This window comes from Streptomyces sp. NBC_00659 (assembly GCF_036226925.1).
Lineage (GTDB): Bacteria > Actinomycetota > Actinomycetes > Streptomycetales > Streptomycetaceae > Streptomyces.
In genome coordinates this window covers 3259564-3284404 of sequence record NZ_CP109031.1, presented here as the reverse complement: position 1 = coordinate 3284404, position 24841 = coordinate 3259564, and the positions used below count along the sequence as shown (strand labels likewise).

The 24841-nt window shown below is 71.8% G+C and carries 24 protein-coding genes; 10 read left to right on the top strand and 14 right to left on the bottom strand.

Annotation, left to right across the window (positions count from 1 at the left end; genetic code table 11):
- Positions 1 to 74: 74 nt before the first annotated feature.
- Entirely contained in the window at positions 75 to 827 is a 753-nt protein-coding gene (locus tag OG410_RS14240; protein WP_329299478.1) for an SCO2400 family protein, read from the top strand.
- A gap of 197 nt (positions 828 to 1024) precedes the next feature.
- On the opposite strand, the gene OG410_RS14235 is transcribed toward OG410_RS14240, so the two are convergent.
- Complete coding sequence (locus tag OG410_RS14235; RefSeq protein WP_329299477.1) at positions 1025 to 1486, bottom strand: MarR family winged helix-turn-helix transcriptional regulator; 462 nt, start codon at positions 1484 to 1486, stop codon at positions 1025 to 1027.
- Between the two features lie 124 nt (positions 1487 to 1610).
- Here OG410_RS14235 and OG410_RS14230 point away from each other — a divergent pair, with 124 nt between their 5' ends.
- The 3 genes from OG410_RS14230 to OG410_RS14220 all read left to right on the top strand — a co-directional run bounded on the left by OG410_RS14230 (position 1611) and on the right by OG410_RS14220 (position 6534).
- The gene (locus tag OG410_RS14230) at positions 1611 to 2633 is read left to right on the top strand and encodes an NADP-dependent oxidoreductase (protein WP_329299476.1); all 1023 of its coding nucleotides are present in this window, start codon (positions 1611 to 1613) and stop codon (positions 2631 to 2633) included.
- A gap of 185 nt (positions 2634 to 2818) precedes the next feature.
- Complete coding sequence (locus OG410_RS14225) at positions 2819 to 3640, top strand: EI24 domain-containing protein (RefSeq protein ID WP_329299475.1); 822 nt, start codon at positions 2819 to 2821, stop codon at positions 3638 to 3640.
- A 425-nt stretch (positions 3641 to 4065) separates the two neighbouring features.
- Positions 4066 to 6534, top strand: coding sequence for a beta-glucosidase (locus tag OG410_RS14220; RefSeq protein WP_329299474.1), 2469 nt, complete (start codon positions 4066 to 4068; stop codon positions 6532 to 6534).
- 68 nt (positions 6535 to 6602) lie between these two features.
- Here the strand turns inward: OG410_RS14220 and OG410_RS14215 are convergent, their stop codons facing one another.
- Both OG410_RS14215 and OG410_RS14210 read right to left on the bottom strand, forming a co-directional pair.
- Positions 6603 to 7577: an aldose epimerase family protein gene (locus OG410_RS14215; RefSeq protein ID WP_329299473.1), complete on the bottom strand. Its 975-nt coding sequence runs from the start codon at positions 7575 to 7577 to the stop codon at positions 6603 to 6605.
- Positions 7578 to 7587: 10 nt separating this feature from the next.
- Entirely contained in the window at positions 7588 to 8490 is a 903-nt protein-coding gene (locus OG410_RS14210) for an SGNH/GDSL hydrolase family protein (RefSeq protein ID WP_329299472.1), read from the bottom strand.
- A 309-nt stretch (positions 8491 to 8799) separates the two neighbouring features.
- Here OG410_RS14210 and OG410_RS14205 point away from each other — a divergent pair, with 309 nt between their 5' ends.
- Positions 8800 to 9294 carry a DUF3145 domain-containing protein gene (locus OG410_RS14205; protein ID WP_326788014.1) on the top strand — a complete coding sequence of 165 codons (495 nt, stop codon included), beginning with the start codon at positions 8800 to 8802 and terminating at the stop codon, positions 9292 to 9294.
- A gap of 107 nt (positions 9295 to 9401) precedes the next feature.
- On the opposite strand, the gene fabF is transcribed toward OG410_RS14205, so the two are convergent.
- The 5 genes from fabF to OG410_RS14180 form a co-directional block, all read right to left on the bottom strand.
- Positions 9402 to 10673: a beta-ketoacyl-ACP synthase II gene (fabF, locus tag OG410_RS14200; RefSeq protein WP_329299471.1), complete on the bottom strand. Its 1272-nt coding sequence runs from the start codon at positions 10671 to 10673 to the stop codon at positions 9402 to 9404.
- A 127-nt stretch (positions 10674 to 10800) separates the two neighbouring features.
- A complete protein-coding gene (locus OG410_RS14195) occupies positions 10801 to 11049 on the bottom strand; it encodes an acyl carrier protein (RefSeq protein WP_329299470.1) in 249 nt (82 codons plus the stop codon).
- A 75-nt stretch (positions 11050 to 11124) separates the two neighbouring features.
- A complete protein-coding gene (locus OG410_RS14190) occupies positions 11125 to 12156 on the bottom strand; it encodes a ketoacyl-ACP synthase III (protein ID WP_329299469.1) in 1032 nt (343 codons plus the stop codon).
- 13 nt (positions 12157 to 12169) lie between these two features.
- Positions 12170 to 13087 carry an ACP S-malonyltransferase gene (locus OG410_RS14185; RefSeq protein ID WP_329299468.1) on the bottom strand — a complete coding sequence of 306 codons (918 nt, stop codon included), beginning with the start codon at positions 13085 to 13087 and terminating at the stop codon, positions 12170 to 12172.
- Between the two features lie 89 nt (positions 13088 to 13176).
- Positions 13177 to 14382, bottom strand: coding sequence for a PucR family transcriptional regulator (locus tag OG410_RS14180; protein WP_329299467.1), 1206 nt, complete (start codon positions 14380 to 14382; stop codon positions 13177 to 13179).
- A 161-nt stretch (positions 14383 to 14543) separates the two neighbouring features.
- Here OG410_RS14180 and OG410_RS14175 point away from each other — a divergent pair, with 161 nt between their 5' ends.
- On the top strand, positions 14544 to 15200 hold the full coding sequence (locus OG410_RS14175; RefSeq protein WP_329304121.1) for a pirin family protein: 657 nt from the start codon (positions 14544 to 14546) through the stop codon (positions 15198 to 15200).
- Between the two features lie 92 nt (positions 15201 to 15292).
- On the opposite strand, the gene OG410_RS14170 is transcribed toward OG410_RS14175, so the two are convergent.
- A complete protein-coding gene (locus tag OG410_RS14170; RefSeq protein ID WP_329299466.1) occupies positions 15293 to 16114 on the bottom strand; it encodes a serine hydrolase domain-containing protein in 822 nt (273 codons plus the stop codon).
- A gap of 18 nt (positions 16115 to 16132) precedes the next feature.
- On the bottom strand, positions 16133 to 16603 hold the full coding sequence (locus OG410_RS14165; RefSeq protein ID WP_329299465.1) for a GNAT family N-acetyltransferase: 471 nt from the start codon (positions 16601 to 16603) through the stop codon (positions 16133 to 16135).
- 95 nt (positions 16604 to 16698) lie between these two features.
- Here OG410_RS14165 and OG410_RS14160 point away from each other — a divergent pair, with 95 nt between their 5' ends.
- Both OG410_RS14160 and OG410_RS14155 read left to right on the top strand, forming a co-directional pair.
- Positions 16699 to 17178, top strand: a complete 480-nt coding sequence (locus tag OG410_RS14160; protein ID WP_329299464.1) for a MerR family transcriptional regulator — start codon at positions 16699 to 16701, stop codon at positions 17176 to 17178.
- Positions 17178 to 18194, top strand: coding sequence for an aldo/keto reductase (locus OG410_RS14155; RefSeq protein ID WP_329299463.1), 1017 nt, complete (start codon positions 17178 to 17180; stop codon positions 18192 to 18194). Before OG410_RS14160 ends, OG410_RS14155 begins: the two co-directional genes overlap by 1 nt.
- Positions 18195 to 18224: 30 nt before the next feature.
- Here OG410_RS14155 and OG410_RS14150 read toward each other — a convergent pair whose 3' ends face one another.
- The 3 genes from OG410_RS14150 to OG410_RS14140 form a co-directional block, all read right to left on the bottom strand.
- Positions 18225 to 19088 carry a DUF4429 domain-containing protein gene (locus tag OG410_RS14150; RefSeq protein ID WP_329304120.1) on the bottom strand — a complete coding sequence of 288 codons (864 nt, stop codon included), beginning with the start codon at positions 19086 to 19088 and terminating at the stop codon, positions 18225 to 18227.
- A gap of 66 nt (positions 19089 to 19154) precedes the next feature.
- On the bottom strand, positions 19155 to 20363 hold the full coding sequence (locus OG410_RS14145) for an alpha/beta hydrolase (protein WP_329299462.1): 1209 nt from the start codon (positions 20361 to 20363) through the stop codon (positions 19155 to 19157).
- Positions 20364 to 20883: 520 nt separating this feature from the next.
- Positions 20884 to 21561 carry a TetR family transcriptional regulator gene (locus OG410_RS14140; RefSeq protein WP_329304119.1) on the bottom strand — a complete coding sequence of 226 codons (678 nt, stop codon included), beginning with the start codon at positions 21559 to 21561 and terminating at the stop codon, positions 20884 to 20886.
- A gap of 246 nt (positions 21562 to 21807) precedes the next feature.
- Between OG410_RS14140 and OG410_RS14135 the strand changes: the two genes are divergently transcribed.
- The gene (locus OG410_RS14135) at positions 21808 to 23427 is read left to right on the top strand and encodes an MFS transporter (protein WP_329299461.1); all 1620 of its coding nucleotides are present in this window, start codon (positions 21808 to 21810) and stop codon (positions 23425 to 23427) included.
- 113 nt (positions 23428 to 23540) lie between these two features.
- Positions 23541 to 23843, top strand: a complete 303-nt coding sequence (locus OG410_RS14130; RefSeq protein ID WP_326788025.1) for a small hydrophobic protein — start codon at positions 23541 to 23543, stop codon at positions 23841 to 23843.
- Positions 23844 to 24011: 168 nt separating this feature from the next.
- Here OG410_RS14130 and OG410_RS14125 read toward each other — a convergent pair whose 3' ends face one another.
- Positions 24012 to 24791, bottom strand: coding sequence for a potassium channel family protein (locus OG410_RS14125; protein WP_329299460.1), 780 nt, complete (start codon positions 24789 to 24791; stop codon positions 24012 to 24014).
- Positions 24792 to 24841: the final 50 nt, after the last annotated feature.

Below are 24841 nucleotides of genomic sequence, written 5' to 3'. Positions count from 1 at the left end.
TACTGGATTCCGCACAACATCTTCACAACTGCGCCTAGGAACGTTACCGGCGGTGACCCTAGTCTTCCCGCGTCATGGACTACTGCCACGTGTGCCGCAGGCACCTCAACGGCGCCCTCGCCTGTCCCGGGTGCGGTACCCCGGTCGACGAACTCGGCGCGGACACCGACGAGGCCGGCGCGCGCCCGCCGACGGGCGCGGACGCCGACGCGCGCCACGGCGCGGACGGTGACGTCGAGTGGCGCTCCCGCCGGGCCGCGCGGCGGCGCGGGGGCCGTGTCCTGGACGCGGAGGCCGGGAGTCCGGGTGGCCCGCAGGCTCCGGCAGGCGCCAGCCGGCGCGACCGCAAGGCGGCCGCGCATCGCCGACGCCGCCGCCGCACCCTGTACATAGCCGTGGGCTTCGTCCTCGCGGCCGGCGGTCTGAGCCTCGCCGAGCTCGGCGTCGACGCGCCCGGTCTCGGCCCCAGCCCCGCGGCGGCGGAGTCGCCCGACGGCTCGGCCGCGCCGGCGGCGTCCTCGCTCCCGAAGAAGTCCGCCTCCAAGTCCCCCTCGGCCGCCCGCACGCCCAGCTCCTCCGCGTCGGCCTCCGGATCACCCTCCGCCTCCGCCTCCGCGTCTCCCACCGCGACGAGCGAGAAGAGCACCGCGGGTTCCGGATCCCCGACCCTCGGCACCCGCCCGGGTCACTCCGGCTCGGCCCCGGCGACCGCCTCCGCGGGCTCGGGCGCGTCGGCCCCCGCCGGCACGGACCCGACGACATCGGCGCCTACGCCGACGCCCTCGTCCTCGGACGACTGCAACCGCTTCCTGTGGTGGTGCTCGTAGGCGGGTCGCCCGGTACGGGGTGATCCCTCCGGCCCCGCTGCCCGCCGGACAGAGCCCGTCGCTGCCCGCTGCCCGCGAACAAAACCCGTCGCTGCCCGCCGAACCGTGCCCGTCGCTCCCCGCGGCCCGCCGCACTCCGGCCGGCCCGCCGTCGAAGGCGCCCGCGTCTCGGTCGCCGGCGCCGGGGGTGCCGGGTCTCAGCCGCCGGCGCCGGCGGTGCCGGGGGCCTCGCCCAGCATGCGGAGCAGCAGGTCGCGCAGGGACAGCCGTTCCTGGTCCGAGAGCTCCGCCAGGGGCTCGCGGGCGAAGTCGAGCGAGTCGCGCAGCCCTCCGGCGATTCTGCGGCCCTCGGCCGTCGCCGCCGCCAGTTTCACCCGGCGGTCCGCCGGGTCGGGGCGGCGTTCCACCAGCCCCCGTGTCTCCAGCCGGTCCACGATCCCCGTGACGTTCGACGGCTCGCACCTCAGCTTCTGCGCCAGACGGCGCATCGGCAGCGGCTCCAGCGAGAGCAGGCTCAGCAGCCGCGCCTGTGCGCCGGTGAGGGCGTGCGCGGCGGCCGCGTCCTCGTACTCCTCGTGGTAACGGGCCACGACCGTGCCGATCAACTCGACGACCTCCATGGTCAAGGGGTCGATCCGTGGTCTCTTGTGGGTGGCCATGCCCTCGATCGTACCGCGTTACTTGACATCGTGAAATATTCATGAGCATCGTTGTTTCAGGTACTCATTGTTTGAAGTACTGAAGCATTATTCGCTCGCCGGTCACCCTGAAAGGCGCACCCTCATGTCCGAGACCCCCCAGCTTCCCTCCACCGGCCGTGAATGGCACCTGGTCAGCCGCCCGGTCGGCCCGCCCCAGCCCGCCGACTTCGCCCTGGTCGAGGCCGAGGTCCGGCAGCCGGGTCCGGGCGAGGTCCTGGTACGGAACGCCTACGTCTCCGTCGACCCGTACATGCGCGGCCGGATGAGCGCCGCCAAGTCCTACATCGCCCCCTTCGGGCTGGGCGAGACCATGCAGGGCGGAGCGGTCGGCGAGGTCATCGTCTCGAACGCCGAGGGCATCGAGGCCGGCGACCACGTGCTGCACTTCCTCGGCTGGCGCGAGTACGCCGTCGTGGACGCCAAGCAGGCCGTCAAGGTGGACCCGGGGGCCGCGCCGCTGTCGACGTACCTCGGCGTCCTCGGCATGACCGGCCTCACCGCGTACGCCGGTCTCCTGCGCACCGCCGCCTTCAAGGAGGGCGACTCCGTCTTCGTGTCCGGCGCCGCCGGTGCCGTCGGCAGCCAGGTGGGCCAGATCGCCCGGCTCAAGGGCGCCTCGCGCGTCATCGGCTCCGCCGGGTCCGACGAGAAGGTCAGACTGCTCGTCGAGGAGTACGGCTTCGACGCCGCCTTCAACTACAAGAACGGCCCGGTCTCCCAGCAGCTGCGCGAGGCCGCGCCCGACGGCGTCGACGTCTACTTCGACAACGTGGGCGGTGACCACCTGGAGGCCGCCATCGGCTCGCTGAACCGGGACGGCCGTATCGCGATCTGCGGCATGATCTCCGTCTACAACAACACCGAGCCCGCCCCCGGCCCCCGGAACCTGGCCCGGCTGATCCAGACCCGCGGCCGCATCCAGGGCTTCCTCGTCGGCGACAACTACGACCTCCAGCAGGAGTTCGTCCAGGAGGTCGGCGCCTGGATCCGCTCCGGCGAGCTGAAGTACGCCGAGACGGTCGTCGAGGGCATCGAGAACAACCTGGAGGCGTTCTTCGGCGTCCTGCGCGGCGACAACATCGGAAAGATGATCGTCAAGCTCTGACCGAAGCCGAAGCCGAAGCCGAAGCCGAAGCCGAAGCCGAAGCCGAAGCCGGGCAGCCCGGGACCTCTCGGGGCGTCTCCCAGGACGCCCGGGAGTGCTCGGGCCGCCCCGGGCCCGCCCGGGGCGGCGAAGGCCGCCGCCACCGCGGGCTGTGGCCCGGCGCGGCACCCCGATAAGGTCTCCCCATGCGCGATCTTGGGGTGGGTTTCGGCTATCTGCTGCGCGGCCAGAGATGGGTGGCCCGGCACGGGAAGAGTTTCGGGTTCGGGCTGCTGCCGGGACTCATCACGCTCGTGCTCTACGCGGCGGCGCTCGTCGCCCTCGGCATGTACGGGGAGGGGTTCGTCACCTGGGCGACGCCGTTCGCGGACGACTGGAGCAGCCCCTGGGAGGGACTCTTCCGCGGCTTCCTCACCGCCGTCCTGTTCGCCCTGGCACTCCTCCTCGCCGTCCTCACCTTCACCGCGGTCACCCTGCTCATAGGCCAGCCCTTCTACGAGAACCTCTCGGAGAAGGTCGACCGCGACGTGTCCCCGGACGGCACGGCACCCGAGTCCGGTCTGCCGCTCTGGCGCGAGCTGTGGATCTCCGCGCGCGACAGCCTCCGTGTCCTCGCGCGGGCCCTCGTGTGGGGGGTCCTCCTCCTCGCGCTCGGCTTCGTCCCGCTCATCGGCCAGACCGTCGTCCCGGTGCTCGGCTTCTTCGTCACGGGCTTCTTCCTCACCGAGGAACTCGTCGCCGTCGCCCTGCAGCGCCGCGACGTCGACCTCCGGGCGCGCCTCGCGCTGCTCCGCTCCCGCAAGACACTGGTCTGGGGCTTCGGCACCCCGCTGGGTCTCGCCTTCCTCGTTCCGTTCGTCGCGGTGTTCCTGATGCCGGGGGCCGTCGCGGGCGCCACGCTGATGGCCCGGGACCTGCTCGGCGAGGAGATCCGCGAGGGCGACGCGGACGAGGACGCCGACACGGCCTCCGACGGGGCGTCCGAGGAGCACAGCGCCACCTCGTGACCGGGGACGCTCCCCGTCGCCGTCACGCTCGCTCCGGAGCCCGCCCGCCCGTGATCGGGCGGGAATCCTCGCCGCCGGCTCCCGAGGCGCGGCCGGGAACGCCCGCGCGCCGGCGCCGGGGCCCTCCCCCGCACCGTCGCCGCGTACGACGATGGGGCGGATCCGACGGCTAGGGTCTGTCGTTTGGATCAGGTGGCATCGAGGAGCGGTGCCTTGTCGGCTGGGCCGAGCGGGGCAGGGTGCGTGCAGCTGCAAGGCGGAGGAGGGCGACGACGCGGAGCGTCGGCAACCGACGACAACGCCGCTGGGGGTCCCCCCTGCTCGCAGAGCTTGGGGGAGTGCGTGCCCTGCCCCGCGTCCCGCCGCATGATCCAAACGACAGGCCCTAGTGGCCTGTCGGGCACTAGCGACGAGGAGGTGCCGCCATGGCGGACACTGCGGTGGGGACGGCTGGGGACCAAAAGGACGCGGAGGCGGACGCGGACGCGGCCCGCGAGGCCGTCGTCGAGGCGGCCCTCGCCCGCCTCGGCCTGGACGCGAAGGCCCGGCTGCTGTCCGGCCGGAACATGTGGACGCTGCCCGCGCTCCCCGAGATCGGCCTGGAGTCCCTCGTGATGTCGGACGGCCCGATCGGCGTCCGCGGCGTCCACTGGAGCGCCGACGACCCCTCCGTCGCGCTCCCCTCGCCCACCGCGCTCGCCGCCGCCTGGGACCCGGAGCTGGCCCGCCGCGTCGGCACGCTGCTCGCCCAGGAGGCCCGCCGCAAGGGCGTCCACGTCCTGCTCGCCCCCACCGTCAACCTCCACCGCTCACCGCTCGGCGGCCGCCACTTCGAGGCGTACAGCGAGGACCCGCTCCTGACCGGCGTGATCGGCGGCGGCTATGTCCGGGGCGTCCAGTCCGGCGGGGTCGCCACCACCGTCAAGCATTTCGTCGCCAACGACGCCGAGACCGACCGCTTCACGGTGGACAACCTCGTCTCCGAACGCGCCCTGCGCGAGCTGTACCTGGCGCCCTTCGAGGCCATCGTCGGCGGTGCCCGCCCGTGGGGCGTCATGACCGCCTACAACTCCGTCAACGGCACGACGATGAGCGAGCACCGCAGTCTCGTGAACGAGGTCCTGCGCGGCGAATGGGGCTTCGACGGCTTCAACGTCTCCGACTGGATGGCCGCCCGCTCCACGAAGGCCGCGATCGAGGGCGGTCTCGACGTTGCCATGCCCGGCCCCCGGACCGTCTACGGAGAACCGCTCGCCGCCGCCGTGCGCGCCGGCGAGGTCGCGGAGGCCACGGTCGACGCGGCCGTGCGCAACGTACTCCGTCTCGCCGCCCGCGTCGGCGCCCTGGAAGGCGCCGAACCCGTCGTGACCGAACCGCCCACGACCGTGGACGGGGAGGCGCTGGCCCGCGAGGTGGCCCGCCGCGGCTTCGTCCTCGTCCGCAACGAAGGCGCCCTGCCGCTCCCCGAAGGGCACCGGGTCGCCCTCATCGGCGCCGCCGCCCGCGACGCCCGCGTCCAGGGCGGCGGCTCCGCCACCGTCTTCCCCGCCCGGATCGTCTCGCCCCTCGACGGCCTCACCGCCGCCCTCCCCGAGGGCGGTCCTACGTACGCGGTCGGCGCCGACCCGGCCGTCGAACTCCCCGTCGCCGACGCGGGGTTCGAGCTGCGTGCGGTCTGCCGCGACGCCGCCGGCGAGGTCATCGCCACCGCCTCCGTCCCGAACGGCCAGATCAAGTGGATGGGCGACGACCTGCCCGCGGGGGTCACCGGGGACACCCTCCACAGCGTCGAACTCACCGGCAGCCTCACCCCGCGCGAGTCCGGCCCGCACACCTTCGGCATCAAGGGCCTCGGCGCGTTCACCCTCACCGTCGACGGCACGACGTACTTCGACGACGTCCAGAGCACCGACAGGGACGACCCCTTCGTGACGTTCTTCGGCGCCCCGATCCCCCGTGGCCGGGCCGAACTCACCGCGGGCGAACCGGTGGAGGTCTCCCTGACCCATGTCGTCACGGTCCCCGGCAAAGCCCCCCTGAAGGCCGTCGGCTTCTCGCTCGCCCACCAGGAGCCCGTGCGCGACGCGGACGAGCTGATCGCCGAGGCGGTCGAGGCGGCCCGCGCTGCCGACACCGTCGTCGTCGTGGTCGCGACCACCGACCGCGTCGAGTCCGAGGGCTTCGACCGCGCGGACCTCAGGCTCCCCGGCCGTCAGGACGAGCTGGTGCACGCCGTGGCCGCCGCCAACCCGAACACCGTCGTGGTCGTCAACTCCGGAGCCCCGGTGGAACTCCCCTGGCGCGACGAGGTCGCCGCCGTGCTCCTGAGCTGGTTCCCGGGCCAGGAGGGCGGCGCCGCCCTCGCGGACGTCCTCACCGGCGCCCACGAGCCGGGCGGCCGCCTCCCCACCACCTGGGGCTCCCTGGCCGACGCCCCGGTCACCCGGGTCCGCCCGGCCGACGGCGAACTCCCGTACACCGAGGACGTCTTCATCGGCTACCGCGCCTGGGAGAAAGCGGGCAGGACCCCCTCGTACCCCTTCGGGCACGGCCTCGGCTACACCGACTGGACGTACGAGTCCATCGAGATCGAGGACCTGACCGTCACCGTCCGTGTCCGCAACTCCGGCCGGCGGGCCGGGCGCGAGGTCGTCCAGGTCTACCTCGCCCCGGCGGAACCCGGCACCGGCCGGCCCGCCCGCGCGCTCGCCGGTTTCGCCGGGGTCGAGGCCGCGCCCGGTGAGAGCGTCGAAGCCGTCGTGGAGCTCCCGCGCCGCGCCTTCGAGATCTGGGACACGGCCGCGGACACGTGGGCGTTCGTGAAGGGTTTGTACGAGGTCCAGGCAGGTCGTTCCCTTCTGGACCGCCGTCTGAGCACGATCATCGAGGCGTAACCTTCGCGCCCCCTTCGGCCGCCCCCGGCCCGGAACCTGACATCCGGACCGGGGCCGGCCGACAAGTACTAGGACCGCACGGAGAACCCGTACATGGTCTGCGACCTGTACACCGCGCCCGGCCGCAGTTCGGTGCTCGGGAAGTCCGGCCGGTTCGGGGAGTCGGGGAAGTGCTGCGTCTCCAGCGCGATGCCGTCGTTGGGGGCGAAGGGGTCGCTCAGGTGGTCCGCGGTGTAGAACTGGAGACCGGGTTCGGTGGTCGCGACCGTGAGCACCCGCCCGGACGCCGGGTCGTACAGCTCGGCGACCTCCACGGGAGCGTCGGTGAGCCCCTTGTCGAGCACGTAGTTGTGGTCGTATCCCGCGCCGGTCTTGCGGGGCTCACGGAAGTCGAAGCGGGTGCCCTCGACCGGGTCGAGTTCCCCGGTCGGGACGAGGTTCCCGTCCACCCGTGTCAGCCGCGAGGCGTCGAGCCGGAGCTCGTGTCCCAGCGCGCTGCCGGAGCCGCCGAGGTTCCAGTACGTGTGGTTCGTCAGGTTCACCACGGTCGGCGCGTCGGTGACCGCCTCGTAGGCGATCCGCAGAGCGCCCCGCTCGTCGAGCGTGTACGTCGCCGAGACCTCCAGGCGCCCCGGGAAACCCTCCTCGCCGTCCGGGCTGACCCGGGAGAGCCGGACCCCGTGTTCGAGCGGCTCCGCGTCCCACACGCGCTTGTCGAAACCGCCGTCGCCGCCGTGCAGCGTGTTGGGCCCGTTGTTCGGCTCCAGGCGGTACGTCACCCCGTCCAGCGGGAAGCCCGCACCCCCGATCCGGTTCGCGTACCGCCCGACCAGCGCGCCGAGATACGGCTCGGGATGGGCCGTGTACCCCTCCAGCGCGGGGAAGCCCAGGGTCACGTCCACGGCCCGCCCGTCCCGGTCCGGCACCTCGGCCGACTGCACGATCCCGCCGTAGGTGAGCACACGCACCCGGACACCGGCGCGCTCCAGCGTCCAGCGGTGGACCCGGGTGCCGTCGGAAAGTGTGCCGAAAAGTTCGCTCATGAGGAAAAGCCTAGGTCACGGGTTCGCGTGCCGTCACAGTCCGGTAGGCGATCTCGGCGAGTCGCGCCTGGCCGTCCCTGCTCGGGTGGAACCAGTCCCAGTGGCTCAACTGGTCCGTGCCGAAGCGGTAGTCGAAGACGGCGTTCCCGTCGAAGCGGCAGCGCCGGTCCTTGGCGCACACCTCGCGCAGCACCTGGTTGTACTCCTTCACCCGGTCCTGCACCTGCCCGCGCCGCAGGGTCGCCGCCGCGTTCAGCGAGTCCGCGTCCCCGAGCATCGAGGGGCAGATGCCCAGTTTCCAGACCTGCTTGCCCAGCGGGTTGCCGCGCCCCTGGGACCAGAGCCGTTTCAGGTCCGGCACGCTCGACACGTACACCTGGGTCTTGGGCAGCGCGCCGCGCAGCGTCTTCATCGCGTCCTGGAACTCGGCGCGGAAGTCGGCGACGGACGTCATCGCCGAGGCGGAGGAGCGGCAGGCGTCGTTGGCGCCCGCCATCACCGTGACCAGCTCGGGCCCGCGGGTCGCCGCCTGGGCCATCTGGCCGGGAAGGTCCGCCATCCGCGCCCCGGTCACCGCGTAGTTCCAGCTGCGCTCGGCCGCCCCGGCCGTGCCGAGCAGCCGTACGGCGAGACTGCCGACGCGCGGATCGCTGCCGGTCGCCCACGACACCTCCGGGCAGTCGGACAGCACACTGCACGCGTCGAAACCGCGCGTGATGGAGTCGCCGACCGCGGCCATCGAGTCCGGGCTGCGGTCCCAGACCGGCGTGGGCCTCGGGGACGGCCGGGCCCCCGCCGTCCCGCTGGACGCCGAGGAGTTGCCACCGGTGGCGTCGCAGGCGGTGACGCCCAGGAGAGCCGCCGCCGCGGCGACGGCGAGGACGGCCCGCGAACGGTGGCTGCGATTCCGCATCCCCTGGTCTCCTCGTTCGTTGTACAGGGTTGGTCGGCACCCGCTCCACGCGGTCGGTCGCACCACGTCGTACACGGCCGGTCGCACCGCGTTTCCGCGGTGTGGCCGTCTTCGCCCGGGAGACGGGCCCGGACCCCCGGCAAGGGAGTCCGGACACGTCCCGCCGGGTGAAACCTCGGAGGTTCACGGCGCTTGGACCGACGGTACGTCACACTCCTTGCGCCGCCGCAGGGTAGCCTCGCCACGTGGCCGCCCTGCCACTGCCGTTCCGCTAAGTTACAAGATGTCTCGCTCTGTCCGGAGGCCCCAGTGACGACACGTGGAGTTCTCTACGTGCACTCCGCGCCCCGCGCGTTGTGTCCGCATGTCGAGTGGGCGGTCGCGGGGGTGCTCGGCACGCGCGTCAGCCTCGACTGGATCCGGCAGCCCGCCGCCCCCGGCACCTGGAGATCCGAGTTCTCCTGGAAGGGCGAGGTCGGCACCGCCTCCAAGCTCGCCTCCGCGCTGCGCGGCTGGCATCTGCTGCGCTTCGAGGTCACCGCCGAGCCCTGCCCCACCGCCGAGGGCGAGCGCTACAGCTGCACGCCCGAGCTCGGCATCTTCCACGCCGTCACAGGGATCCACGGCGACATCCTGATCCCCGAGGACCGGCTGCGCGCCGCGCTGCTGCGCTCCCAGCGCGGGGAGAGCGACCTGGAGGCCGACCTCGCCAAGCTCCTCGGCAAGCCCTGGGACGACGAACTGGAGCCCTTCCGGTACGCGGGCGAGGGCGCCCCGGTCCGCTGGCTGCACCAGGTGGTGTGACACCCCGTCAGGGGCGCGGCACCGTAACCGAAGAACGTACGGCGTGTGGCCCGTACCCCTGGAACCAGGGGTACGGGCCACACGCCGTACGGAACGGACTACCGGCGTCAGACGGAACGGAACGCCAGCACCACGTTGTGACCACCGAAACCGAACGAGTCGTTCAGCGCGGCGATACGGCCTTCGACGGGCAGCTTGCGGGCCTCGCCGCGGACGATGTCGGCGGCGGCCTCGGCCTCGGGGTCGAGGTTCTCCACGTTGATGGTCGGCGGCGCGAGACGGTGGTACAGCGCGAGCACGGTCGCGACCGACTCGACACCACCGGCGCCACCGAGGAGGTGACCGGTCATCGACTTGGTCGCCGAGACCGCGAAGTGGTCGGCCTCGTCGCCGAAGACCTTGCGCAGCGCCTTCAGTTCGGCCACGTCACCGGCCGGCGTCGAGGTGGCGTGCGCGTTCACGTGCACGATCTCGGCCGGGTTCAGGTCGGTGTTGTCGAGCAGGTTCTGCAGGGCGTGCGAGATGCCGCGGCCCTCGGGCTCCGGCTGCACGATGTCGTGCGCGTCGGCCGAGATGCCCTGGCCGACCGCCTCGGCGTACACCCGGGCGCCGCGCTTGGCGGCGTGCTCGGCGGACTCCAGGACCAGGACGCCGGCGCCCTCGCCCAGCACGAAGCCGTCACGGGCGACGTCGTAGGGGCGCGAGGCACCCTGGGGGTCGTCGTTGTTCTTGGACATCGCCATCATGTTGCCGAACGCGGCGATGGGAAGCGGGTGGATGGCCGCCTCGGTGCCACCGGCGACGACGATGTCGGCGCGGCCCGTGCGGATCATCTCGATGGCGTAGCCGATGGCCTCGGCGCCGGAGGCGCAGGCGGAGACCGGGGTGTGCACACCGGCGCGGGCGCCCACGGCGAGCCCCACGTTGGCGGACGGACCGTTCGGCATCAGCATCGGAACGGTGTGCGGGGAGACACGGCGTACGCCCTTCTCCTTCAGCACGTCGTACTGGTCGAGCAGGGTCGTCACACCACCGATGCCGGAGGCGATGACCGTGCCCAGCCGATCGGGGTCGGCGCTCGGGTCCTCGCCCGCCTTGTCGGTGAAACCGGCGTCGGCCCAGGCTTCCTTGGCCGCGATCAGCGCGAACTGCGCCGAGCGGTCCAGCCGGCGGGCCTGCGGGCGGGGAATGACCTCGCCCGGCTCCACGGCGATCTGCGCCGCGATACGGACTGCCTGGTCGGCGGCCCACTCCTGCTCGAGAGGGCGGACGCCGGAACGTCCGGCGATCAGGCCCTCCCAGGTAGAGGCTGCGTCGCCACCCAGCGGTGTGGTTGCGCCGATACCGGTGACGACCACGGTGCGATTGGTCGGGCTCACGGGAATTCTTTCTCCAACGGATACGAGGATTCAGCGGCGCCACCGCCGGGTGGCGGGGCATCAGACCGGGTGAACCAGGGCACGGGGCCCCGGCGAACCCGGACGGTCGGCCCAGGTGACCGGAAGATCAGGCCTGGTTCTTGAGGATGTAGGCGGTGGCGTCGCCGACCGTCTTGAGGTTCTTCACGTCGTCGTCCGGGATCTTGACGTCGAAGCGCTCTTCGGCGGCGACGACGACCTCGACCATGGACAGCGAGTCGACGTCCAGGTCGTCGGTGAAGGACTTGTCCAGCTGGACGTCCTCGGTGGGGATCCCGGCGATCTCGTTGACGATCTCGGCGAGACCTTCGACGATCTCTTCCTGAGTGGCGGCCATGTCAGGCGCTCCTTCGGTGTGTTTCCAGAGGGGTGGCGATATTCCGTACGGACCGGATGATCCGGTACGGAGTGCCTAGGGGAGGGTAACGACCGTCGCGGCGTACACGAGACCCGCCCCGAAGCCGATGACGAGCGCGGTGTCGCCGCTCTTCGCCTCACCGGTCGCCAGGAGCCGCTCCATCGCGAGCGGGATCGAGGCGGCCGAGGTGTTGCCGGTGGTGCGCACGTCACGCGCGACCGTGACGTGTCCCGGCAGTTTCAGCGTCTTCACCATCGAGTCGATGATCCGCTCGTTGGCCTGGTGGGGAATGAAGACATCCAGGTCGTCCGGCGAAAGTCCGGAGGCTTCCAGCGCCTCCTTGGCGACCTTCGCCATCTCGAACACGGCCCAGCGGAACACCGCCTGGCCTTCCTGCGTGATGGCAGGGAACTTGATCTCGCCCTTGGAGTCGAGCGGGAGATTGGAGACGTCGCCGACCTTGAAGCGGTCCCACGGCACGGTCTGCTTGATCGTGCCGGCCTTGTCGCCCTCGCTGCCCCAGACCGTGGGGCCGATGTGCGGCTCGTCGGAGGGACCGACGACGACCGCGCCCGCGCCGTCGCCGAACAGGAAGGCCGTCGCGCGGTCCTCCAGGTCGGTGAGGTCGGACAGCCGCTCCACGCCGATGACGAGGACGTACTCCGCGGAACCCTCGACGATCATGCCCTTGGCGAGGGTCAGGCCGTAACCGAAGCCCGCGCAGCCGGCCGAGATGTCGAAGGCCGCGGCCTTGTTCGTGCCGAGCTTGTCGGCGATCTCGGTGGCGATGGCCGGGGTCTGGGAGAAGTGCGACACGGTGGAGACCACCACGGCGCCGATCTGGTCGGCGCTGATCCCGGCGTCGGACAGGGCCTTGCCGGACGCCTCGACCGACATCGCGGCCACGGTCTCCTCGTCGGAGGCCCAGTGCCGGGTCTCGATGCCGGAGCGCGAACGGATCCATTCGTCGGACGAGTCGATCGTCTCCAGGATCACCTCGTTGGGCACCACCCGGACGGGACGGTAGCCGCCGACGCCGAGGATGCGCGCGAACGGAGCGCCCTTGGGTGCCTTGATCTTCGACATGCTCTCGGGCTCCTCAGGCAGCGCCGTGCTCGGCGATGAGCTCGCGAGCCGCGTCCAGGTCGTCGGGGGTCTTCAGGGCCAGCGTCGTGACACCGGGCAGCGCGCGCTTGGCCAGACCGGTGAGCGTGCCGCCGGGGCACACCTCGATCAGCGCGGTCGCGCCGAGCTTCTGGAAGGTCTCCATGCACAGGTCCCAGCGGACCGGGTTGGCGACCTGGCCGACCAGGCGGGAGACGACCTCGGTACCGGAGGCGACCGTCTGGCCGTCCCGGTTCGACACGTAGGTGACCCGCGGGTCCGCCGGAGTCAGGTCCTCGGCGGCCTTGGCCAGCGCCTCGACCGCGGGTGCCATGTGGACGGTGTGGAACGCGCCCGCCACCTTCAGGGCCACGACACGCCGGACACCCTCGGGCTTGTCCGCCTCCAGGGCGGCCAGCTGCTCCAGCGTGCCGGCGGCCACGATCTGGCCCGCGCCGTTCACGTTCGCCGGGGTCAGACCGAGCTTCTCCAGGTGCGCGACCGTCGTGTCGGGGTCCCCGCCGAGCAGCGCCGACATACCGGTCTGCGTGATGGCGGCGGCGTCGGCCATCGCGAGGCCGCGCTTGCGTACGAGGGTCAGCGCGGCGGTGTCGTCGAGCACTCCCGCGAACGCGGCGGCGGTGATCTCGCCGACGCTGTGGCCGGCGACGGCACCGGGGGTGACGTCACCGAGTGCCGCGGCGGACAGGAGACCGGCGGCGACCAGGAGCGGCTGGGCGACAGCCGTGTCGCGGATCGCGTCCGCGTCGGCCTGGGTGCCGTAGTGGGCAAGGTCCAGCCCGATGGCGTCCGACCACGCGGCGAGGCGTTCGGCGGCGCCGGGGAGGTCGAGCCAAGGAGTCAGGAAGCCGGGCGTCTGAGCGCCCTGGCCGGGAGCGACGAGTACGAGCACTCTCACACTCTCTCTTGTGGACGGCCACGGCCGCCCGTGGGGACAGGGACGAAGAACACGAGGGGGAATTGTAGGTCCCCGACAAAAGCCTAGGTTTGCGGATCTCCATCGGCCAGACGCCCCAGGATCAGCGCGATCCGCAGCGTGAACGCCGATCGAACATCCGAGGGCGACCAGCCGGTGACGTCAGTCACACGTCGGAGCCGGTAGCGCACGGTGTTGGGATGGACGAACAGCATCCGGGCCGCGCCTTCGAGGCTGCTCGCCTGCTCCAGGTAGACGGCCAGTGTCTCCAGGAGCGCGGAGCCGGCTTCCTCCAGCGGTCTGTAGATCTCCTCCACCAACTGCTCGCGGGCCGACGGGTCTCCGGCGATCGCGCGCTCCGGCAGCAGATCGTCCGCCAGTACCGGGCGCGGGGCGTCCTGCCAGGCGAAACACGCCTTCAGCCCGGCCGCCGCGGCCTGTGCCGACCGGGTCGCGGCCAGCAGATCGGGCACGATCGGCCCGGCCACCACCGATCCGGCGGCATACGGACCGATCAGCGACTTGGCGACGGCGAGCGGGTTGTCGCTGCCACCCGCGATGACGACCAGCCGGTCCCCGAGCACGCCCGTCAGCACCTGGAGCTTGGCGTGCCGGGCCGCCCGCCGGATCGCCTCGACCGTCAGCTCGCTGTCACCGTCGGGCGCCGTGCCCAGCACCACGCAGACATGGTCGGGCGAGTTCCACCCGAGCGCGGCGGCCCGGGAGACGGCGCCCTCGTCGGCCTCGCCGGAGAGCACCGCGTTCACCACGAGCGACTCGAGCCGGGCGTCCCAGGCACCGCGTGCCTCCGCGGCCTGCGCGTACACCTGGGCGGTGGCGAAGGCGATCTCGCGGGCGTAGACGAGCAGCGCCTCACGCAGCACGGACTCGTCGCCGGGCGCCGCCACCTCGTCGATGGCCGATTCCATGACCTCGATTGTCGTCCGCACCATCTCCACCGTCTGGCGCAGCGTGATGGCCCTGGTCAGCTCGCGTGGCGCGGTGCCGAAGACGTCGGTGGAGATGGCCTGCGGCGCGTCCGGGTGCCGGAACCACTCCGTGAAGGCCGCGATGCCGGCCTGGGCGACCAGCCCGATCCACGACCGGTTCTCCGGTGGCATGGCCCGGTACCACGGCAGCGTCTCGTCCATCCGCGTGATGGCCTGGGCGGCGAGACTGCCGGCCGACTTCTCCAGCCGCTTGAGGGTCGCGGTGTGCGAGTCGACTTCGTGCGCTGGGCGCTCGGTGTTGCTGGCATGGGGTTCGGGCACGGGACAAGACTGCCTTATCCGGACGGAGCTGTGCGGCGGCGGGTCGCAAGTAAGCGAGAGGCGGCCGCCGGGCCAGGGCCGGGGCCTGCCGTCCGGATCATGGGGCGGGACGCACCTCGGTGCCGACCGATCGGGACGACAGGCCCTACCGTGGAGGCGTGATGGACGTCCGCCGCGCCGACGAGCGCTACCGCGGAGGGGACCCGGCGGCCGGGATCTCCTCGCTCCACGCCTTTTCCTTCGGCCCGCACTACGACCCCGACAACCTCCGCTTCGGCGCGGTGATCGCCTGCAACGAGGAGCGGCTCGCCCCCGGCGCGGGCTTCGACGAGCACCCGCACAGCCACACCGAGATCGTCACCTGGGTGGTGGAGGGCGAGCTGACCCATCGCGACTCGGCGGGGAACGAGTCGGTGCTGCGCCACGGGGACGTCCAGCGGCTGAGTTCGGCGGGAGGCGTCCGCCATGTCGAGCGCAACGACGGCGAGCTGCCGCTGGTCTTCGTCCAGATGTGGCTGGCCCCGGTGGAACCGGGCGGCGACCCCGCGTACGAGACCGTCCGCGGCATCGCCGACTCCACCCCGTACGCCGTTCCCGAGGCGGGAGCCATGCTCCATGTGCGCCGGCTGACGGCGGGTGAGCGCACGGCCGTTCCCGACGCGCCCCACGTCTACCTCCATGTCGTGCGCGGCGAGGTCCGGCTGGACGGCGTGGAACTGGGGGAGGGGGACGCGGCCCGGGTCACGGACGCGAAGGACCTGGAGCTGGTCGCCGGGGCCCCGGCGGAGCTGCTGATGTGGGAGATGGCGGCCGGCTGACGCCGGGGTTCGGCGCGAGGCGCCGGCCTTCCGCGGGCCGACCGGACGCGGCGGCCTTCCCCTGCCGGCTCCGAGGCTGACGCCGGCCCGCGTCAGGAGGCGAGGTCGGCCAGCACCGCGTCCGTGAAGGGCGTCCACGCCTCGATCGCCCAGGGCCCGAAGTTCCGGTCGGTCAGCGCGACGCAGGCGGCGCCCACGGCCGGGTCGACCCACAGGAACGTACCGGCCTGGCCGAAGTGGCCGAAGGTGCGCGGCGAGGACGAACTCCCCGTCCAGTGCGGTGACTTGGAGTCGCGGATCTCGAAGCCCAGCCCCCAGTCGTTGGGGTTCTGGTGGCCGTACCCCGGAAGGACGCCCTTGGTGCCGGGGTACTGGACGGTCATCGCCTCCGCGACCGTACGCGGGTCAAGGAGCCGCGGCGCCTGGAGCTCGGCGGCGAAGCGGACGAGGTCGTCGACGGTCGAGACACCGTCCCTCGCGGGCGAACCGTCCAGCGTCGTCGCGGTCATGCCGAGCGGTTCGAGAACCGCCTGCCGCAGATACTCCGCGAACGGCATGTCCGCCGCCTTGGCGATGTGGTCCCCGAGCACCTCGAACCCGGCGTTGGAGTACAGCCGCCGCTCCCCGGGCGTGAAGGTCGCCCGGTGCTCGTCGAAGGCCAGACCCGAGGTGTGCGCGAGCAGATGCCGGACCGTCGAACCGGCGGGCCCGGCGGGTTCGTCGAGCTCGATCGCCCCCTCCTCGTACGCGACGAGCGCGGCGTACGCGGCGAGCGGCTTGGTGACGGACGCCAGCGCGAACCGGTGCCCGCCCGGCCCGTGCGAGCCGGCCACGGTGCCGTCCGCGCGGACGACCGCGGCCGCGGCGGTGGGAACGGGCCAGTTCGAGATCAGCGCCAGGCTCTGCAAGGACATGCCCCGAGCCTAAGCGGCTCAGAGGCACAGCCGCATCGAGGGGTCCGGCTTGCGGACGAACCCGAGGGCCGCGTAGAGCGGCTCGGCCTCGGTGGAGGCGTTGAGGTCGACCTGGGCGACACCGCGCTCACGGAACCAGCCGAGGAGCGTCTCCATGCAGGCGCGGGCGTAGCCGCGGCGCCGGGTGCCCGGATCGGTGGCGACGCTGAAGACGTACCCCACCGCGCCGTGCGGATTGTCCGCCCGCCCGATCCGGTACTCGACCGTCCCGGCGACGAGGGCCGCGAGGGTGCCCGGCCGCTCCGGGTGGTCGATCACGAAGGCGACGAAGGATTCCTCGGCATCGGCGAGCTTCGCGCGTACGGTCGGCAGCGACGCGGCGTGCCACGCGCTGGAGGAGCCCACGTCGAAGACCGAGTCGATCATCACCTGGCGCAGGCGCAGCACTTCGGAGGCGTCCTCGGGAGTGGCGCGGCGTACGAGGCTCATGATCCGCACGGTAACCATCGCCTCCCGGCCATGTCCTGGGATTTTCGGCCGGTTCGGTTGCCTGGAGTGGACTCCAAGGTTTTAGCGTGGAGGGCATGACCGTGATGGAGACCACAGCCGAGGCCACCGGGACCGCGAGCGGGGCCGACACCTGCGCCGGCCCTCCCGAGCAGGAGCGGCGCCCGGACGGCCGGGACAACTACACGATCAGCGAGGTCGTCGCGTTTACCGGCCTCAGTGCGCACACCCTGCGCTGGTACGAGCGCATCGGGCTGATGCCGCACATCGACCGCTCGCACACCGGCCAGCGCCGCTACAGCAACCGCGACCTGGACTGGCTGGACCTCGTCGGCAAGCTCCGGCTCACCGGGATGCCGGTCGCCGACATGGTCCGCTACGCGGAGATGGTGCGCGCCGGCGACCACACGTACATGGACCGCTACGAGCTCCTGGAGGCGACCCGCCGGGACGTCCGGGCCCGTATCGCGGAGCTCCAGGACACCCTCGCGGTGCTCGACCGGAAGATCAGTTTCTATGCGGACGCGGGGCACGTCCTCGCGTCGGAGAGGTCTTGATGACCGACAGCAGGATCACGGCGGTACGGCTCGGCGATGACGGGCCCGAGGTCGGTGTGCAGGGCCTCGGCTGCATGGGCATGAGCTGGGCGTACGGGCCGCCGGACGCCGACGCGTCGAGGGCCGCCCTGGGCCGGGCGCTGGAACTCGGCGTCACGCTCTACGACACCGCCGAGGGGTACGGCCGCGGCGAGAACGAGAGGTTCCTGGCGCCGTTCCTCAAGGCGCACCGGGACGAGATCGTCATCGCGACCAAGTACGGCGTCACGGTCCCGCCGGACAACCCCCGCAAGCGGATCATCCGCAACGACCCGCCGTACATCCGCCAGGCCGTCGAGGGCAGCCTCCAGCGCCTCGGCGTCGACGTGATCGACCTCTATTACATGCACCGACGCGATGTGAACGTGCCGATCGAGGAGAGCGTCGGCGCCATGGCCGGCCTGGTCCGCGAGGGCAAGGTCAAGCATCTGGGCCTGAGCGAGGTCACCGCGGGGGAGCTGCGCGCCGCCCAGGCCGTGCATCCCATCGCGGCGGTCCAGTCGGAGTGGTCGCTGTTCAGCCGAGACATCGAGACGAACGTGGTGCCCGCCGCCCGCGAGCTGGGCGTGGCGCTCGTCCCGTACTCACCGCTGGGCCGTGGCTTCCTCACCGGCTCCTTCGGCAACGCCGACCAGGACCTCGGGCAGGACGACGTCCGCCGCACCCAGCCCCGCTTCACCGGCGAGAACGCGGCGGCGAACGCGGCGCTGCTCGACCCGATCCGTACCGTCGCCGACGCCCGTGGCGCCTCGCTCGGCCAGATCGCGCTGGCCTGGGTCCAGCAGCGGGCGAGTGTCCACGGTCTGACCGTCGTACCGATCCCGGGCACCACGCGGCGCGCGCGGGTGGAGGAGAACACGGCGGCCACGGGCATCGCCCTGACCGAGGACGAGCTGGCCCTCCTGGAACCGATCGCGGCCAAGGTGGCGGGCGACCGCTACCCGGACATGTCGTTCTCGTCGGCGGGCCGGGAGTGAGCGGGGCCCGGAGCGTCCCGGCCCCCGCGGCTACAGCTGGGCGAGGAGTTCCGCCTTCTTCACGGAGAACTCCTCGTCCGTGACGAGCCCCGCCTCGTGCAGCTCCCCGAGATGCCGGATCCGGTCCGCGATGTCGGCCGGGTCGCGGTGCGGCGCCGGGACCGCGTTCACCGGAGCGGGACTCGCGGAGCGCGCGGCGGCGAGCACGGCCGCCGCGAACGGCAGCGACTCGTGGACGGGCCCGTACCCGAGCCCGAAGACGACCGCCGCCGGGTCCTGGTCCGCCTGCGCGGGATGGGCCGGGGCGGGCTCCCGCCGCAGCAGCCGCAGATGCCCCTCGAAAACCTCGGGGGAGCGCCACTCGACCCCGCACAGCGAGGAGACCGGGAAGGTCTGGTCGCCGGCCTTCCACTTCGCCGAGGACGCGCCCGTCCAGAACCACCGGAAGGACACCGTCTTGCCGTCGAAGGTGGCCTTTCCGTCGTAGGCCTTGAAGGTCAGCGGCCCCTCGGGCGGCTTCACGAGAAAGCGCTCGGCGGGCTCGTCGTCCGTGGTGAGCTGTCCGCGCAGCTCGTCCGCGTAGTACTCGGCGAGCGTCTCGCGTTCGGCGGGCAGCACCAGCCGATAGGGGTCGCACCCCTCCTTGAGCTGTCCCGCGGCCGCTTCCATCAGCGGATCGGCGCCGGGTCTCGGCACCGCACGCAGAACGACCGTGCCTCGCTTCCCGGGCGTCAGCGTCACCGCCGCGAGCGCCTCCAGGGGAACACGGCGTTCGCCGAGCGCCTGGAACAGCTTCGGTGTACGGATCCCCCGTTCGAAGCGGATGAGCACGGAGTCGGACTCGAACTCCCAGGCGGCATGAAATCCGGCCAGTACGTCACCCATGCGGGCCATCGTATGCGGCACGCAAGCCTCCGTCGCCTCTCTGGGCGGACCGCAGTTTTTCGTCCTCTACGCGCGTCAGGCCGACGCGCCGGCGGACAAACCCGTCCGGCAGGCGTCGTCATCACGCGCGCAGCTGACAGCGCGGTACGCGCCGATCCCGATCTCCGCGAAGTTGCGGAGACTCTCCGTGCCCGGCTGGAAGTAGCCGGCGTGACCCTTCGCGCCCTCGGCCGACAGGACGCGCGCCCCGAACCCCTTCGACACCGGGTCCGCGCCGTGCCCGAGGCCGCCGACCTCCATGTGCGGCACGTCCTGGATCCAGTCGTCCGCGTCGCGCATCGCCCAGACCCGGGCCGTGGTGTGCAGGTTGGCCGCCTTCGCCGCCCGCATGCCGGGGCTGCCCGCCACCGCTATGTCGGACACCCGGGAGGGCAGCGAAGAGGCCGCCACCCCGCACAGGACCGAGCCGTAGCTGTGGCAGTACAGCGCCACCTCGGAACTGCCCGGCAGCGCCCGCACCAGCGCGTTCAGCCGCACCGCGCCGTCCTCGGCCCGCATGGCGGTGGCCGAGTCGATACCGAGTCCGCTGGGCGTCGTGTAGTCGGCCCACGCGATCACGGCCGTCCGTATGCCCGGGTCCGCCGAGCGCTCGGCCCTGTACAGCGAGCCCGCCATGCCGACCGGCGCCGAGTACTGCTTGTACGTGCGCTGGAAGGTGAGCAGGTCGGTGTCGACACCGGGGACCACGACCGAGACCCGGCGGGCCTTGTCGAGGTCGCCGAAGACCTCGGCGACCCGGCCCGAGCCGTTGGGGTCGAAGGCCAGGATCCTGCGGTCCTTGTGCAGCAGCGCTTCGTAGCGGTGCATGCGGCGGCCCGCGTCGTACTGGCCGAGCGAGGACAGCCGGTTGTCGTGCATGCGCCCGCGCTCGACCGTGCGCTCGTGCTTGAGCGCCAGACGGTTCGCCGCGTAGCGCAGGGTCACCGGCGCACCGTTCATGTTGCCGACCGCGAGCGGATAACGGTGGGCGAGCTGCGAACGCTGCTGCGCGTCGAGCGTGGTGAAGAACTGGGACAGCGAACCCGGAGCGGAGTCCGGGTCGGGCAGCTTGTGCCCGGCGATGCTGCCGCGTTCCCACGCGGAGCGCGACGCCTGGAGCGGAGATGCTGCCCGGTGGCTGTGGAGCGCGGTCCAGCCACTGGTGGCCAGCATCACGAACACCACGGCCAGCGCGAGCAGTGCGCGCCAGACGTTGAGTTGGGGGGTGGTGTCGAAGGAAGTCACTGAGAGGACACCCTAGGAGAAGTGAAGAGCCTCCCGTTAAACGAGTGACTGGGATCACGTTTCTGATGGGGTAATTAGGGCAAACCGGGTTCAGTTTGAGTTAAATAGTGACGCTGTGTACGTGCTTTTCCGCTATGCGTGTGCGATATGTGACGCTCTGCATGGGGGTGTTGTGATGGTCCGGTGCCTTCGCGGAGCGTCCCGCGCGGGCGGCATCCGTACAACGAGCGCGGGCGTGCGGGAGGTTCCGTACGCCCGCGTGCGTCAGCTCGCGTACGGGTTCTGGGCCGGACCGTGTACGCGGGAGGGCGGCGTATTCCGTACGCCGGTCCGAACCGGCTCTCCCGCCCGGGCGGGTACCGGGTGTCGCGCCGGGGCTCCCCGAGGGTGTCGCGCCGGCTTCCAAGAGGTGGCCTGGCGGGTTGCCAAGGGTGACCTGGCGGACTTCCGAAGCGTGACCCGGTGGGCTTCCAAGAGGTGACCCGGCGGTACGAGGCGTCACCGGGGGATCACCGGGCCGTCACCGCGGCGCGCTGCCCCACTTCTCCGCCAACGCGGGCCCCACATGGTCGAGATAGGTCGCGGTCAGCTCGCGGATCGCCTCGACGCTGGTGTCCTCGCCCGCGCCCCACAGCCGGCCCGTCACCCGCATCACCCCGCCGAACACCGCGACCGCGATGCGCGGGCGCGGGTCCGTGTCCACGTCGAGGCCCTCGCGCTCGGCGATGAGCCGCGCGATCTCCTCCTCGATCTCCTCCGAGCGGCGCAGGTGCGCGGCGAGCAGCGCGGGGGTCGACTCGATCAATTGATAGGTGCGCATGTGCAGTTCGATGGGCACCACCTCCTCGATCGCCTCGCCGATCGTGTCCCAGCTCTCCAGGACGGCCCGGCGCAGTGCCTCCAACGGGGCCTCGTCGGGCGGTCGTTCGCGCACCGCGTCGATGAAACGTGTTTCCGTGAGCCGCTGGAGGAACAGGGCGGCGTCCTCCTTGCCCGCGAAGTAGCGGAAGAAGGTGCGCTGGGAGACGTCGACGGCCTCGGTGATCTCGTCGACCGTGGTCCGCTCGTAACCCTGGGTGGTGAACAGTTCGAGGGCGGCCCGCAGCAGGGCGTCCCGGGTGCGCTGCTTCTTGCGCTCCCGAAGCCCGGGGCGTGGCACCACCGACTCCGCCGACTCCGCCGACGCCACCGACTCCATGGGCTCCGCCGACGCCGTCGCGCCGACGGCCGACGCCCCCGTCCCGGCCGCCGGCTCCGCCGTTCCGGCCGTGTCTGCCGCGCCTGCCACGCCTGCCACGCCTGTCGTGTCCACCGTTTCCGTCATCTGTCGCGTTCTCCCCCAACCGAACTGTTCGCGCAGTTCAGCCTATCTGTGAGCGACGTGACAGTTACCGACTTGTGAATCAGTTTGTCAATTGTCAGCGGCTGTCACTAGCCTCGAAAAATGACTAGTCAGACCACCATCGACAAGACGGGCCCGGAGGACAAGACTCCGGACTCCCCGTTGGACCGGGCTCCGTCCACGGGCCTGCGCGGCCATCCGTGGTTCACCCTCATCACCGTGGCCGTCGGGGTCATGATGGTGGCCCTGGACGGCACCATCGTGGCCATCGCCAACCCGGCCATCGCCAAGGACCTCGGCGCGACCTTCGCCGACGTCCAGTGGATCACCAACGCCTACTTCCTCGCCCTCGCGGTCTCCCTCATCACCGCGGGCAAGCTCGGCGACCGCTTCGGCCACCGGCAGACCTTCCTGATCGGCGTGACCGGCTTCGCCGCCGCGTCCGGCGCGATCGGCCTGTCGCACAGCATCGCCCTCGTGGTCACCTTCCGCGTCTTCCAGGGCCTGTTCGGCGCGCTGCTCATGCCGGCCGCGCTGGGCCTGCTCCGCGCGACCTTCCCGGCCGAGAAGCTGAACATGGCGATCGGCATCTGGGGCATGGTCATCGGCGCCTCCACCGCGGGCGGCCCGATCCTCGGCGGACTGCTCGTCCAGCACGTCAGCTGGCAGTCGGTGTTCTTCATCAACGTGCCGGTCGGCCTGATCGCCCTCGTGCTGGGCCTGCTGATCCTGCTCGACCACCGCGCCGAGAACGCCCCGCGCTCCTTCGACATCCTCGGCATCGTGCTGCTGTCCGGCGCGATGTTCTGCCTGGTGTGGGCCCTGATCAAGGCCCCGGCCTGGGGCTGGGGCGACGGCAAGACCTGGCTCTTCCTGGGGCTGTCGGTCCTGGGCTTCGCGCTGTTCTCCATCTGGGAGACGCGGGTGAAGGAACCGCTGATCCCGCTCGCCCTCTTCCGCTCCGTCCCGCTCTCGGCGGGTGTGGTGCTGATGGTGCTCATGGCCATCGCCTTCATGGGCGGCCTGTTCTTCGTGACGTTCTACCTCCAGAGCGTGCACGGCATGAGCCCGGTCGACGCGGGCCTGCACCTGCTCCCGCTCACCGGCATGATGATCGTCGGCTCCCCGCTCGCGGGTCTGGCCATCACCAAGCTCGGCCCGCGCATCCCGCTCGCGAGCGGCATGGCGGCCACCGCGATCGCCATGTACGGCATGTCGACGCTGGAGGCCGACACCTCCAGCGGCGTGATGTCCGTCTGGTTCGCCCTGCTGGGCTTCGGCCTCGCGCCGGTCATGGTCGGCGCGACCGAGGTCATCGTCGGCAACGCGCCGATGGAGCTCTCCGGCGTCGCCGGCGGTCTCCAGCAGGCCGCCATGCAGGTCGGCGGAAGCCTCGGTACGGCCGTCCTGGGCGCCGTGATGGCCTCCAAGGTCGACAGCGACCTCCCGGGCAACTGGACCGACGCCAAGCTGCCGCCGCTCACCCCGGCCCAGCTCGACCAGGCCTCCGAGGCGGTCCGGGTCGGCGTCGCGCCGGTCACCAAGGACACCCCGGCCGCGATCGCCGCGCAGATCACCGACGTCGCCCACGAGACCTTCATCTCCGGCATGAGCCTCGCCTGCCTCGTCGCCGCGGGTGTCGCCGTCGTGGCCGTCTTCGTCGCGCTGCTCACCAAGCGGGGCGAGAACGCGGAGGCCGGCGCGGGCGTCGGCCACATCTGACCCTCTCGCCTCCGACAGACCCGTCCGGGCCCGGGCGGGTCTGTCGGCGTGAAACGGGGGTACCCGGTCCATCGACCCGAACCGACCGACAGGTCACGGGAGTTCAGGAGCGGATGATGGCGGGTTTCGGAAACGGTACGCGCAGGCACCCCCGTTCACGTGGCCGTACAGGATCACGGACCGGGCCGGACAGCGCGACCCTGGGGATCGTCGGCACCGTGTGTGCGGTGGCCGGGTTCTTCACGCTGGGGATCGTCCTCGGGCCGGCCGCGATGGTTTGCGGGTGGCTCGCGATGGGCCGCCGCTGGACCGGCTCGGGGCCGGTGCCGGCACTGATAGCCCTGGTGCTGGGAGCGATCGACACACTCCTGGCGGTCATCTGGCTGGGCGGCGGACCGGGCAACGGCCTGCTCTGACACCGGAGGGGCCGAACCGGATACGGGCCCGTGTGCCGCCTGTGCGGCGCGCGGGCCCGTCGGCGTGTTCGGGGCGGGCCCACCGGTCCGTACGAGCGGCCCACCGGTCCGTATGAGCGTTTCCACCGGTCCGTACGAGCGAGCAGCCGTCCCCCCACCCTCCCCGGGCTAGGTGGGCGAGTGTTCCTCCGACCCCGCCGACAAGGGATGCGGCAGGATTCCCGGGCCGCCCGTCAGGGCCGCGACCTCGGCCCGCAGCGCCCGCACCTCGGCCGTCAGCGCCTCGATCGCCGCGGTCTGCCGCCGCTCCTCCACGTCGTCCTTCTCGAACCGGGAGATGAACCAGGCGGCGATGTTCGCGGTGACCACACCGAGGAGGGCGATCCCGGAGAGCATCAGGCCGACCGCGAGGACGCGGCCCATCCCCGTCGTCGGGGCGTGGTCGCCGTACCCCACGGTCGTCATCGTCGTAAACGACCACCACACCGCGTCACCCAGCGTCTTGATGTTCCCGTTCGGCGAGTCCCGCTCCACCGACAGCACGGCCAGCGAGCCGAACATCAGCAGGCCGACGACCGCGCCCCCGACGTACGTCGTGAGCCGGATCTGCGAGGCCATCCGCGCGCGCCGCCCCACCAGCATCAGCGTGGCGACGAGCCGCAGCAGCCGCAGCGGCTGGAGGATCGGCAGGATCACGGCGCACAGGTCGAGCCAGTGGCCGCGGACGAAGGACATCCGTCGCGGTGTGAGGGCGAGCCGCACGAGGTAGTCGGTCGCGAAGGCCCCCCACACCACCCACTCCACCACCGTGCAGGTGAACGCCAGGGTTCGGCCGGCGTCGCTGTCCACGATCGGCACGGCGTACGCGAGGGCGAACGCCACCGCGAGGACGAGCAGGGGCCGCTGGGTGCGCAGTTCCCAACGGGCCTGTGCCGAGTCTTCCTTCATGCCCCGCATCGTAGAAAGAAAACGGGCGAGGGGCGGCGGGCCCACGGCCC